Annotated in this window: 11 protein-coding genes; 1 reads left to right on the top strand and 10 read right to left on the bottom strand. The window is 74.6% G+C overall.

Annotated features, from left to right (window positions below):
- Positions 1-19: 19 nt before the first annotated feature.
- The 5 genes from ACWH43_RS21210 to cbiE form a co-directional block, all read right to left on the bottom strand.
- The gene (locus ACWH43_RS21210; RefSeq protein WP_260349046.1) at positions 20-193 is read right to left on the bottom strand and encodes a hypothetical protein; all 174 of its coding nucleotides are present in this window, start codon (positions 191-193) and stop codon (positions 20-22) included.
- Positions 194-300: 107 nt separating this feature from the next.
- Positions 301-1,623, bottom strand: coding sequence for a cobyrinate a,c-diamide synthase (locus tag ACWH43_RS21205; protein ID WP_158448231.1), 1,323 nt, complete (start codon positions 1,621-1,623; stop codon positions 301-303).
- A 64-nt stretch (positions 1,624-1,687) separates the two neighbouring features.
- Positions 1,688-2,452 (bottom strand): precorrin-4 C(11)-methyltransferase, encoded by a 765-nt coding sequence (gene cobM / locus ACWH43_RS21200; RefSeq protein WP_158446987.1) that lies wholly within the window; start codon positions 2,450-2,452, stop codon positions 1,688-1,690.
- A gap of 13 nt (positions 2,453-2,465) precedes the next feature.
- Positions 2,466-2,855, bottom strand: a complete 390-nt coding sequence (locus ACWH43_RS21195; protein ID WP_158448232.1) for a cobalamin biosynthesis protein — start codon at positions 2,853-2,855, stop codon at positions 2,466-2,468.
- A gap of 145 nt (positions 2,856-3,000) precedes the next feature.
- Complete coding sequence (cbiE, locus tag ACWH43_RS21190; RefSeq protein ID WP_260349047.1) at positions 3,001-4,248, bottom strand: precorrin-6y C5,15-methyltransferase (decarboxylating) subunit CbiE; 1,248 nt, start codon at positions 4,246-4,248, stop codon at positions 3,001-3,003.
- Here cbiE and ACWH43_RS21185 point away from each other — a divergent pair.
- Positions 4,247-5,011 carry a cobalt-precorrin-6A reductase gene (locus ACWH43_RS21185; RefSeq protein WP_158448262.1) on the top strand — a complete coding sequence of 255 codons (765 nt, stop codon included), beginning with the start codon at positions 4,247-4,249 and terminating at the stop codon, positions 5,009-5,011. The two genes, cbiE and ACWH43_RS21185, sit on opposite strands and share 2 nt — an antisense overlap.
- Here the strand turns inward: ACWH43_RS21185 and cobJ are convergent.
- The 5 genes from cobJ to ACWH43_RS21160 are packed head-to-tail and all read right to left on the bottom strand — an operon-like array spanning position 4,954 to position 11,854.
- Complete coding sequence (gene cobJ, locus ACWH43_RS21180; RefSeq protein WP_158448261.1) at positions 4,954-5,745, bottom strand: precorrin-3B C(17)-methyltransferase; 792 nt, start codon at positions 5,743-5,745, stop codon at positions 4,954-4,956. The genes ACWH43_RS21185 and cobJ overlap by 58 nt on opposite strands.
- Entirely contained in the window at positions 5,742-6,482 is a 741-nt protein-coding gene (locus ACWH43_RS21175; protein WP_260349048.1) for a precorrin-2 C(20)-methyltransferase, read from the bottom strand. Before ACWH43_RS21175 ends, cobJ begins: the two co-directional genes overlap by 4 nt.
- 4 nt (positions 6,483-6,486) lie before the next feature.
- Positions 6,487-7,119: a precorrin-8X methylmutase gene (locus ACWH43_RS21170; RefSeq protein WP_158445683.1), complete on the bottom strand. Its 633-nt coding sequence runs from the start codon at positions 7,117-7,119 to the stop codon at positions 6,487-6,489.
- Positions 7,116-8,429, bottom strand: coding sequence for a precorrin-3B synthase (cobG, locus tag ACWH43_RS21165; RefSeq protein ID WP_158445684.1), 1,314 nt, complete (start codon positions 8,427-8,429; stop codon positions 7,116-7,118). The genes ACWH43_RS21170 and cobG overlap by 4 nt, the downstream gene beginning before the upstream one ends.
- Positions 8,426-11,854 (bottom strand): cobaltochelatase subunit CobN, encoded by a 3,429-nt coding sequence (locus tag ACWH43_RS21160; RefSeq protein WP_448153628.1) that lies wholly within the window; start codon positions 11,852-11,854, stop codon positions 8,426-8,428. The genes cobG and ACWH43_RS21160 overlap by 4 nt, the downstream gene beginning before the upstream one ends.
- Positions 11,855-11,861 lie beyond the last annotated feature (7 nt).

Genomic DNA, 11,861 nt, shown 5'->3' with positions numbered 1-11,861 from the left:
CGTTTCGCGAAAGCCGGCCTCAAGGGCCGGCTTTCGTCGTTTCGGGGGCGGCCTGCGCCCCGGCGCAGAGCCGGGCGAGCGCGGCGGCGAAGCTGCGGGCGGCCGGCCCGAGCGGCTCGTCGAGGCGGTGGCCGAGATAGGTTTCCATCGGCAGCCGGGCCTGCCGGCCGAGCACGCCGGTCCCGACCCGCACCAGCCGCCCCCGCGCCAGATCCTCCGCCGCCAGCCAGCCCGGCAGCCGGCCCCAGCCCGGCGGGCGGGCGGCTGAAGCCTCCCGGCCCGCGAGCCCGTGCCGGCGCCTCAGCCGGCGGCCGCGATGGCGTGGAAGAACGAGCCCGTGACATGGCCGCGCCGGCTGCCGGCCGCTGCCGGCGGCGAGCCATGCGGATCGCTCACCGTCGCGAAAGGCGGGTCCTCGCCCTGCGCGGCGATGCTGGCATAGTGGAATTCATGCCCGGTCAGCACCGTGCCGGCCGGGCCGAGCGGGCCTTCGGCCGCGAGCACGGCGCGGCGGTAGCCGAGATTCATCTTCCGTCTGGCGAAGGAGGTCTCGACCGAGAGCAGCCCGGCCATGGCGTGGATCGCGCCCGCGGCATCGGTCAGCCTGCGGCCGAGCACCATGTAGCCGCCGCATTCGCCATGCACCGGCCGGGTCCCGGCGAAGCGTCTGAGCCCGTCGAGGAAGCGGCCGGCGGCCGCGATCCTGCCGGCATGCAGCTCGGGATAGCCGCCGGGCAGCCAGCAGGCGTCGCACTCCTCCGGCGGCGGATCGTCGGCGAGCGGCGAGAACGGCACCAGCGTGGCGCCCGCCGCGCGCCAGCCGGCCTCGACATGCGGATAGACGAAGGAGAAGGCGGCGTCGCGCGCGAGGGCGATCCGCCGGCCGGGCGCGGGCAGGGGCGGGAGGCCGCCGCCGGCCAGGGCGGGCAGCCGCGTCTCGCCGGCCAGGGCCAGCACCGCATCGAGGTCGACGGCGGCGGCGACGGCCTCGGCCAGGGCGTCGAGCCGGGCATGGAGATCGGCCGTCTCGCCCGCCTGCACCAGCCCGAGATGGCGCTCGGGCAGGATCAGGCTCGCCTCGCGCGGCAGCGCGCCGAGCACGGGCAGGTCGATCCGCTCCAGGCCCTGCCGCACCAGCCGCTCGTGACGGGGGCTCGCGACCTTGTTGAGGATGACGCCGGCGATGCGGATGCGCGGGTCGTAGAGCTTGCAGCCGAGCGCCACCGCCGCCGCCGACTGCGCCGCGCCGGAGACGTCGACGACGAGCAGGACCGGCCATCCGGTCAGCGCGGCGATGTCGGCGCTGGCGCCGGTATGCCCCTCGGGGCCCGGCACGGCGTCGAACAGCCCCATCGAGCCCTCGGCGACGACGATGTCGGCTGCCAGCGCCGCCTCGCCGGCGATCCGCCCGAGCAGCCCGTCGCTCATGGCGTAGCTGTCGAGATTGGCGCTCGGCGCCCCGGTCGCGGCGGCGTGGAAGGCGGGGTCGATATAGTCCGGCCCGCATTTCAGCCCGCGCACGGTCAGACCGCGCCGGACCAGCGCCCGCTGCAGGCCGAGCGTGAGCGTGGTCTTGCCCGAGCCCGAGCGCGGGGCGGCGACGAGGAGTCCGCGCGCGCTCACGGGAAGCCCCTTGCGTCGTTGCGCGGTGCCTGGGCGACGAGGCCGTCCCGGGTTCGGCGAGCCGTCATGCGCCCCCTCGCGGCCGGAAGCGGCGGTCGTAGTCGATGGAGTAGAGGGCGCTCTCGCCGAAATCCGCGGAGCCCAGCGCCGGCCCGACCAGGATCAGGGCGGTGCGCTCCAGCGCGCTCGCCCGGACCTGCGCCGCGATGCCGGCGAGATCGCCGCGCAGGACGGTCTCGTCCGGCCAGGTCGCGCGGAAGACCACGGCGACGGGGCAGTCCGCGCCGTAGAAGGGCGTCAGCTCGGCTGCGACCTGTTCGATCGCGTGGATCGAGAGATGGATGGCGAGCGTCGCCCCGGAGGCGGCGAAGGTCGCGAGCGTCTCCTTCTCCGGCATGGCCGAGGCGCGGCCCGAGGTGCGCGTCAGCACCAGCGACTGCGCCACGCCGGGCAGGGTCAGCTCGCGCTTCAGCGCGGCGGCGGCGGCGGCGAAGGCGGGCACGCCCGGCGTCACCGTATAGGGGATGGCGCGCGCATCGAGCCGGCGCATCTGCTCGGCCGTCGCGCTCCAGATCGAGAGGTCGCCGGAATGCAGCCGCGCCACGTCCTGCCCGGCCCGATGCGCGGCCTCCATCTCGGCGATGATCGCGTCGAGCGCGAGCGGGGCGGTGTCGACGATGCGGGCGCCGGGAGGGCACCAGCCCAGCATCGCCTGCGGGATCAGCGAGCCGGCATAGAGGCAGACCGGGCAGGTCGCGATCAGGTCGCGCCCGCGCAGCGTGATCAGGTCCGGCGCGCCGGGGCCGGCGCCGATGAAATGGACGGTCATGCGCGGCGCGGGCTCATGAGGCGGTGCGGGCGAGCGCGCAGGTGACGCGCCCGGTCGCGATCCGCGGCTGCACGAGCGCGCCGCCCGGGCCGGCGACGGCGAGCGCGGCGGCTTCCGCCACCGAGCCGACGCCGTAGCGCGCGACGATCCGCGGCGCATGGGTCGCGCAGGCGGCCGCGAAATCCGTCAGCGCCGTGTCGGGGACGGCGACCAGCTCCGCCGCGCGGTCCGCCGCCGCCGCGACCATGCCGGCTTCGCCGGCGCGGCTCGCCAGCGTGGCGAAGCGCGGCGTCGGCGCGCCGGCGAGCCCGGCGATCGCCAGCGCCTCGTCGAGGCAGGCGAGGATGTCGGCGGCCGCGGTGCCGGGCCGGATGCCGATGCCGGCGACGAGGCCGCCGGTCACGACGAAACCCGCACTCTATCCGCAGTCATCCCGGGCGAGCGAAGCGAGACCCGGGATCCATGCCGGAACGGTTCAGGCATGGATCCCGGATCGGCGCCGCTGACGCGGCTTGTCCGGGATGACGGCGAGCATGGAATGAAGCGCCTCAAGGCTTCTCGACCCGCCACTGCGTCACCGGCATGGCCGGGCGCCAGCCATGCTTGCCCCCGACGGGGGCGAGCCGGTCGATCGCGATCCGCCGCAGCGAGCCGCCATGCTCGGCATGGAGCGCCGCGAGCTTCGCCTCGCCCTCGATGGTGACGACATTGGCGACGAGCCGCCCGCCCGGCTTCAGCGCCGCCCAGGCGGCCTCGAACAGCCCCGCCTCCGTCAGTCCGCCGCCGATGAACACCGCGTCCGGCGCCTCGCGTCCGACGAAGCCGGCCGGCGCCGCGCCCACGACCTCGACCGAGAGCCCGCCGAGCTCGAGCCGGTTGCGGGCGATGCGCTCGGCCCGATCGGCCCTGGCCTCGAAGGCGACGGCCCGGTTGCGGAGATGGCGCTGGCACCATTCGACCGCGACGGAGCCCGAGCCGGCCCCGACATCCCAGAGCAATTCGCCGGCGCGCGGCGCCAGGGCCGAAAGCGTGATGGCGCGGATCTCGGATTTGGTGATCTGCCCGTCATGGGCGAACCACTCCTCGTCGAGCCCCGGCGCCAGCGGCAGGATGCGCGAATCCTGGGTGGCGGCGACCTCGACCGCGATCAGGTTGAGCGGCACGACGTCGTCGAGCGCGAAGGCGTCGGCGCGGCTCTCGCGGATGCGCTCCTGCGGCCCGCCGAGCGCTTCCATCACCACGATGCGGCTGGCGCCCATGCCGCGCGTGGTCATCAGCGCGGCGACGGCGCGCGGGGTGGTCTCGTCCCAGGAGAGGGCGAGGATGCGGGCCTGCGGCTGGAGATGCGGCACGATGCGGTAGAGCGTGCGGCCGTGCAGCGAGACCAGCGCGCATTCCTCCTGCGGCCAGCGCATCCGCGTGCAGGCCATCGAGAAGGAGGAGAGCTGCGGGATGATCCGCATCTCCCCGGCGGGGATCGCGCGGCTCAGGCTGTTGCCGATGCCGTAATGGAACGGGTCGCTGGTCGCCAGCACGCAGACCTTGCGGCCGCGCTCCCTCAGGATCTGCGGCAGGGCGTTGCGGAAGGGCTGCGGCCAGGGGCGCAGCTCGCCCGGCACCGAGCCCACCAGCGCGATATGCCGCTCGCCGCCGAAGACGATCTCGGCCGCGTTCAGCGCCGCGAGCGCCTCGCGGCAGAGCCCGGCCGCGCCGTCCTCGCCGAGGCCGATCAGGGAGAGCCAGGGTTCCTCCTGCCGGCTCGACAGGGCATCCGATTCACGTAACATGGTCGTCATGACCGTCCTCATCCTTGGCGGAACGAGCGAAGCTGCTGCGCTTGACCGGCTGCTCGCCGAGCAGGCTCCGGACATTCGCGCCATTATCTCGCTGGCGGGGCGCACCGTCGATCCCCGGCCGATGAATTTGCCGGTGCGGATCGGCGGCTTCGGCGGCATCGAGGGCCTGCGGCGCTATCTGGTCGAGGAAGGCATCGTCGCGGTCATCGACGCGACCCATCCCTTCGCGGCGGTGATGCCGTTCAACGCCGAGCATGCCTGCAAGGCGGAAGGCGTGCCGCTGCTCGCCATCCGCCGCGAGCCCTGGAAGCCGCGCGACGGCGACCGCTGGACCTGCGTGCCCGATATCGAGGCGGCCGTGCGCGCCCTCGGCGAGACGCCGCGGCGGGTCTTCCTGACCGTCGGCCGGCTCGAGCTGCCGGCCTTCGCCGATGCCCCGCAGCACCGCTATCTGGTGCGGGCCGTGGAGCCGATCGGCGATCGTCTGCCGGTGCCGCATGTCGCCTTCATCCAGCAGCGCGGCCCCTTCGACGCCGATGACGAGGAGGATCTGATGCGCCGCGAGGGCGTCGAGGTCCTGGTCAGCAAGAATTCCGGCGGCCCGGCGACGGTGGGCAAGCTGGTGGCGGCGCGCCGGCTCTCCCTGCCGGTGGTGATGGTGGAGCGGCCGCCCAAGCCCGCCGTCGAGACCGTCGACCATATCGATCAGGTCCTGCCCTGGCTGGTGGCGCAGGGGCTCTTCGCCACCGAGCGCGGCGTATAGACGTAAGGCGCGCCGCCTTCGCGCGCGATCAGCCGCGTGCCCGACGCCCCGATCATCACCAGCGTCGCCATGTCGGCCGTGCCGGCCGCCGCGCGGGCTTCCGCCAGCGTCAGGATGCGCAGGCTCTCGTCCGGCCGCCCGACGGCGCGGGCGAACAGCACCGGCGTATCGGCGGCGCGGCGGCCGGCCGCCAGCGCCAGCGCCTTGCCGAGCTGCCAGGGCCGCGCCTTCGAGATCGGATTGTAGAGGCAGATCACGAAATCGGCGGCGAGCGCGGCGGCGAGCCGCGCCGTCACCACCTCCCAGGGCTTGAGGTTGTCGGAGAGCGAGATCGCGCAGAAATCCCCGCCGAGCGGCGCGCCGGCCCGCGCCGCCGCTGCCAGCATCGCGGTGACGCCGGGCTCGACCGCGATCGGCAGCGCCCGCCAGGCCGCAGGCCCGGCCTCCAGCGCCTCGAACACCGCCGCCGCCATGGCGAAGACGCCGGGATCGCCGCCGGAGACGACCGCGACCCGGCGCCCTTCCGCCGCCAGCCGCAGCGCCTGCGCCGCCCGCTCGACCTCGACGCGGTTGTCGGAGGCGTGCTTCGTCCGCCCCTCCCGCTCCGGCAGGCGGTCGAGATAGGGGCCGTAGCCGACGAGGTCGCTCGCGTCGTCGAGCGCGGCCTGCGCGGCCGGGGTGATCCATTCCGGCGCGCCGGGGCCGAGCCCGACGATGGTGAGGGAGCCGGTCACAGCCGCCGCCCCTCGCCGGGCACCAGCACCATGGCGAAATAGGGCGCCTCGTCGTCGCGCTTGTCGCTAAGCCGCGCCACCACCTGCCGCGCCATCGTCGCCCGCTCGACATAGATCGCGCGCTGCGCGAGCCCGGCGGCCGCCAGGGCGCGGCGCACCTTCGGCAGGTTGCGGCCGAGCTTCATGATCACGGCGGCGTCGGTGTCGGCGAGGCGCCGCGCCAGCTCCGCTTCCGGCAGCGTGCCGGGCAGCACGGTCATCACGTCGTCGCCCCAGGTGATCGGCGCGCCGGCCTCGCCCCAGGCGCCGGTCATGCCGGTGACGCCGGGCACGACCTCGGTCGGGAAGCGATGCGACAGCCGCCGCCACAGATGCATGAACGAGCCGTAGAAGAACGGATCGCCGTCGCAGAGCACGGCGAGCGTCCGCCCCGCCTGCATCTCCGCGGCCAGGCGCCCGGCCGCCGCCTCGTAGAAGGCCGCGATCGGCCCGTCGTAATCGGGCGAGCCGACCTCGGCCTCGGTGGTGACCGGGAAGGCCAGCGCGATCTCGCGGGCCGGGTCGGGCGCGACGATCGCGTCGGCCGTGCTGCGGGCGTTGCCGCGCCGGCCGCGCTTGCAGAAATGCACCAGCCGGTCGGCCGAGAGGACGATCGCGCGGGCCCTGACCGTCATCAGGTCCGGCGCGCCGGGCCCGAGGCCGACGCCGTAGAGCAGGGTCTTGGCTGTCCCACCCACGCCGCTATTCCCTGTCCTGCGCCAGCGCATTGACGGCCGCCGCCGCCATGGCCGAGCCGCCGCGCCGGCCGTGGACGACGAGGAAGGGCACGCGCCCGTCCTGCGCCAGCGCCGCCTTCGATTCCGCCGCGCCGACGAAGCCTACGGGCACGCCGATCACGGCGGCGGGCCTCGGCGCGCCGGCGTCGAGCAGCTCGAGCAGCCGGAACAGCGCGGTCGGCGCATTGCCGATGACGACGACCGAGCCGGCGAGAAGCGGCTTCCAGAGCTCCATCGCGGCGGCCGAGCGTGTCGTGCCCATCGCGCTCGCGAGCGCCGGAACCCGCGGATCGTCGAGGGTGCAGACGACCGCGTTGCCGGCCGGCAGGCGGGCGCGGGTCACGCCGTTGGCGACCATCCTGGCATCGCAGAGGATCGGTGCGCCACCCCTGAGCGCGGCCTGGGCAGTTTCCGCGAAGCCGGCCGACATCTCGACGTCCTGAGGCAGGTCGGTCAGGCCGCAGGCATGGATCATGCGCACGACGACGCGCTCGGCCGCACCGGAAAAGCGCGCCAGATCGGCCTCGGCGCGGATGATCGCGAAGGAGCGCTGATAGATCGCCGCCCCGTCCCGGATATAGTCGTAGCTCTGGCTCAACCGCGCGGTCCCGCTCTCCGCGCGGCCTCGGCGAGCCGCGCGCGAATCTCCTGTCCCGGCTGCAATCGCGCCTCGAGCGCCGAAAGGTCAAGCGTCGCGCAAGGCGCGTCCCGCGTCGTGCCGCCGAGGACCACATCATAGCGACCCGCCCGGCCGGTCAGGGTGAGGTCGGCGGAACCGGGATGGGCGCAGGCCTTCACGCAGCCCGAGACATGCAGGGTCGCGCCCTGCGCCAGCAGATCGGCGGCGATCTCGGCCAGCCGGTCGGCCGCCGCCATGGCGGGAACCTCGGCCCGCGAGCAGGCCGGGCTGCCGGCGCAGGCCTGCACCGAGAGGCGCGGGTCGCCGTCCTTGACGATCAGGCCGAGGTTTTCGGCCTGGGCCAGCAGCCGCTGCGCGCCGGCGCGGTCGAGACCCCGGAAGGCCAGCCCGCGCCAGGGCGAAAGCCGGATGCCGGCGTCGGCGGGGGCCGCTGTCGCGAGCTTCGCCAGCGTGCCGGCCTCGCCGCGGCCGAAGGGCAGGCCGATCAGCACGGCGAAGCGCTCATGCGCCAGGGCGAACAGGCCGGCGCGCCGGGGCGGCGGGCGCCGCGCGGGCGGCGCGGTTCCGGGCAGGTCGATCAGGGCCGCGAGCGCCATGTCGGACAGGTCGCGCAGGCGGCGGATGCGGGCCGGCGCGGCGCGATGCACGCCCGCGAAGCCGTTTAGGACAGCGGCGACGGCGGCCGCGACCGCGCTTTCCGGCAGGGGCCCGAGCCAGCGCCGATCCGCCAGCCCGAGCGCAACCAGACCGCCCCCGATCCCGACGAGGCGCAGATCGCAGGCGAAGCCATCGAGCGGGAACGCGCCGCCATCGTCGACGACGACGGAGAGCTTCGGCGGCAGGCCGGGGATGGTCCGGCCCTGCCTCTCGATCTCACCGGCGAGGGAGACGGCATCGATCCGGCCACCTTCGTATCCGTCGGCGCCTGCCAGCGGCGAAACCAGCGTCAGCCGCTGCGGTCCGTCGCCGTCATGCTCGTCGACGAGCCCTTCCGCCAGCAGGCGCTCGACCAGGGCGGGATGGCTCGCCGGCGTCACCCCGCGAATCTGGAGGTTGGCGCGGGCGGAGATGTCGACGAGCCCGCTGCCATGCGCCGCCGCCAGCGCTGCGATGCGCTCCAATTGCTGCGGGACCAGCCTGGCGCCCGGCGGATGCAGCCGCACCAGCCAGCCATCGCCGGTCTCCATCGGCTTCAGCGTGCTCGGGCACCAGCCGCGCCGCAGCGCGTCCCGTTCCGCCTGCGGCGCCGTGCGCGGAAGCGCGCTCATTCGGCGGCCTCCCGCGCCAGGAAGGCGGCGACCGAGTTGCGCCGGCTGGTCCAGAGCCCGCGTCGCGCCGCTTCCGCCAGCCGCGAGCGGATCGAGGCGGCGGCCGGCGCATTGGCGGCCTCCAGCGCCGACCAGACTGCCGGATCGGCGCACCAGGCCTGGAAGACGGCATCGAACAGCCCGTCGGCGACGGCGTCCGTGCTGGCGGTGAAGACGAAGAGCGTGTCGACGGCCTCGGCCAGCTCCGCCGCGCCGCGCCAGCCATGGGCGAGCTGCGCCGCGATCCAGCGCGGATGGGTCAACCTGCCATGGACGATGCGGGCGATGTCTTCCGCCAGCGTCCGAGCCTTCGGGGCTTCGGGATTCGCGCTGTCGAGGCTGTAGAGCGCCGGCTTCGCGCCGAGCGCCCTGGCCGCCGCAGCGAGCCCGCCGATCACGTTGGCGGCGCTGGTCGCCTCGAGGATGTCGCGCCCGGCGGTGTCGCTGACATGGATGAAGGCGTCGGAGGCACGGATGCGCTCCGCGAAGCCGGCATCGGCCGTGGCCGCACCCTCCGGCCCGCCATAGGCATGGTCGGAGGCCGCGAGATAGGCCGTGCCGAGCTCGTCCCGCTCCGTCCAGTCGCCGTCCAGCGCCCGGTCGGCCACCGCCGCGCCATAGCGGCCGGGCGCGGCGCCGAAGATGCGCGCGCCATCCTCGCCGCGGCGCCGGGCGGCGGCGGGCTCGTTCCAGTCGTCGGGCTCGTCCAGCGCCGCGACCGCCCGCGCCGCCTGGTCGAGCAGCGCGATCTGGCCGGGGAAGGTGTCGCGGAAGGTGCCGGAGACGCGCAGGGTGACGTCGAGGCGGGGGTGGGCGAGCTTCGGCTGCGGCAGGATGGCGAAGCCGGTGACGCGGGTCGAGGCATCGTCCCAGAGCGGCGCGGCGCCCATCAGGGCCAGCGCATGGGCGATGTCCTCGCCGCCCGAGCGCAGCGTCGGCGAGGCCCACAGGTCCATGACGATCCGGCGCGGATAGTCGCCATGGTCCTGGAGATGGCGCGCGACCACCGCCTGCGCCGCCAGCCGGCCCAGCCGCGCGGCGGCCCGCGTCGGGATCGCGCGCGGATCGAGCGTCGAGAGGTTGCGCCCGGTCGGCAGCACGTCGGGCCGGCCGCGATGCGGCGCTCCGGCCGGACCCGGAACGACGAAGCGGCCGTCGAGCGCGGCCAGCAGGTTCTCGCGCTCGTTGCGGGCGGAAGCCGGGTCGATGGCGGATTGCCCGAAGATGTGCAGGCCGTCGCGGAAGGGCAGTTCGGCGATGTCGCAGAGATGGGCGTCGAGCCGCGTCAAGGCCTCGTTCATCCCGGTGCCGGGCTCGACGCCGCAGGCGGCGGCGAGCCCGCTCGCCTCGGCCCGCGCGCGGATTTCGGCGGCGACGATGTCGGCGCGGCGCGGATCGAGCACCTGCGCCTGCGAGAACTCCTCGACGAGGTCGCGCAACAGCGCGGTCTCGCCAGCCGCCTCCGCCTCGGCCAAGGGCGGCGGCAGGTGGCCGAGCGTCACGGCACAGAGTCTGCGCTTGGCTGGCGCCGCCTCGCCCGGATCGTCGACGACATAGGGATAGACCACCGGCAGCGCGCCGATGGCGAGGCGCGGCCAGCAGCCGGCCGAGAGGGCGACCGCCTTGCCCGGCAGCCATTCGGTGGTGCCGTGCGTGCCGAGATGGATCAAGGCGTCGACGGCCTCGCTCCGGCGCAGGGCGAGGTAGAAGGCGAGATAGCCGTGGCCCGGCGGCGCGTCGGGGTCGTGATAGCGCGCCTTGCGGTCGGGCGTGGCGTCGCGCGGCGGCTGGAGGGCCACGGTGAGCCGGCCGTAGCGCACGGCGCGGAAGCGGAAGGCGCCGTTGCGGCAGGCCGCATCCGCTTCGGGTTGGCCATGAGCCGCGAGAAGCGCTTCGCGCGCGGCGGTGGGGATTCCCGCAAGCCAGTCGCGATAAGCGGAAAGCGAGACGGTCAGGTCGAACGGGCCGCTCGTGAGGGCTGCCATCAAGCCCCGGCCTTCATCCATCTGTCCGCCGTCCTCCCGGACAAGCCGCGTCAGCGGCGCCGATCCGGGATCCAGGCCGGAACTTTCGTCGGAATCGTTCCGGCCTGGATCCCGGGCCTCCCTTCGGTCGCCCGGGATGACAGTCGAGGATGAAGGAACGGAGTATCCTGCCTCAGCGAGCACCGCCCGGATCGCCGTCACGCTCGCCGGCGTGTCGAGCCCGACGGCGAAGCCGGCCCGGCCGCCGCGCGCGGGGTAATCCGACATCACCAGCGCCAGCCGCCGCTCGGCCCTCGGCTGGCGTGCCAGCGAGATCCAGCGCGCTGCGAGATCGGCCAGTGCGGCGATGCCCTCGGCATCCGGCACGAGGCGGCGGACGGCCAGGCCGGTCGCCGGATCGGTCTCCTCCGCCTTGAAGGCGACGGGGATCGTGCCGATGCGCCCGTCGAATTCCGGCAGCGCCACCTGCATGGCGAGGTCGGCGGCGGACAGGCCGCGCGGCGAGGCGTCCCAGGCTTCGCGCGGACTGCCGACCGGCACGGCCTGCAGGATCGGGCAATCGGCGCCGTCGAGCACGAAATCGGCGCCCTCGCGAGCCGAGAAGGCGGTGGTGGTGACGATCAGCGCCGGCTTGCGCGCCGCGATCAGCGCGCCGAGCGCGGCCGTGACGACGGGGTCCTTCAGGCTGGTCAGCGCCAGCGGCAGCGGGGCGAGACCGCGGGCGGCCAGGGCGGCGGCGATGGCTTCGGCCATGGCGGTATCGCCGGCCGCGGCGCCGGAACGGTAGAGCAGGATCGGGACCAGCGGCTTGTCGCAGGCGAGGGCGGCGAGCGCATCGGGCCAGGGCAGGGGCCTGCCGCCTTCGCCGATCGCGAAGAAAGGCAGGAGCGGCAGGGGTGCGAGGCAGGGGGCCGACTGCGATTCGAGATATCCTTCGATCCGCCCGAGCAGCCGGCGCATGTTCTCCGCCCCGCCGCCGGCGCGGAAATAGGCCAAAAGCGCGTCCGCGAAATCCGCCGGCACCGTGGCATGCTCGCCGAGCCTGGGATCGTCGCGCTCGTCGCCGGGCAGGATCGCCAGCGGGATGCCCTGCGCGCGGCAGGCGGCGCCGAGCTGCTCGATGCCGTAGCGCCAGTAGTCGAGCCCGCCGAGGCAGCGCAGCAGCACGAAGCGGCATTGCGCCGCCGTCTTCTCGATCAGGAAATCGACCGAGAGCGGATGCTTCAGCCGCCTGAGCGGCGCCAGCCGCACCGACAGATCGCCGTCGCCCGCGGCCGCCGCCAGCGCCGAGAGGTCGCTGTCGGTGAAGGAGAGGACGAGCAGATCTCCCGGCGGCAGGGCGAGATCGACGGCGTCCTCGCCGTCGTCGAGCCTGATCTCGCTGGTCGGGAGCAGGTGCATCGCGCGA

This window comes from Allobosea minatitlanensis (genome assembly GCF_964020775.1).
Note: the sequence above shows the minus strand (reverse complement) of the source record. Positions and strands in the feature narration are given on the sequence as shown.

What these genes read in the sequence shown, in the direction of transcription:
- cobM (WP_158446987.1), bottom strand. Translation starts at nt 2,452, where the DNA reads ATGACCGTCCATTTCATCGGCGCCGGCCCCGGCGCGCCGGACCTGATC.
- ACWH43_RS21185 (WP_158448262.1), top strand. Translation starts at nt 4,247, where the DNA reads ATGACCGTCCTCATCCTTGGCGGAACGAGCGAAGCTGCTGCGCTTGAC.
- cbiE (WP_260349047.1), bottom strand. Translation starts at nt 4,248, where the DNA reads ATGACGACCATGTTACGTGAATCGGATGCCCTGTCGAGCCGGCAGGAG.
- cobG (WP_158445684.1), bottom strand. Translation starts at nt 8,429, where the DNA reads ATGAGCGCGCTTCCGCGCACGGCGCCGCAGGCGGAACGGGACGCGCTG.
- ACWH43_RS21160 (WP_448153628.1), bottom strand. Translation starts at nt 11,854, where the DNA reads ATGCACCTGCTCCCGACCAGCGAGATCAGGCTCGACGACGGCGAGGAC.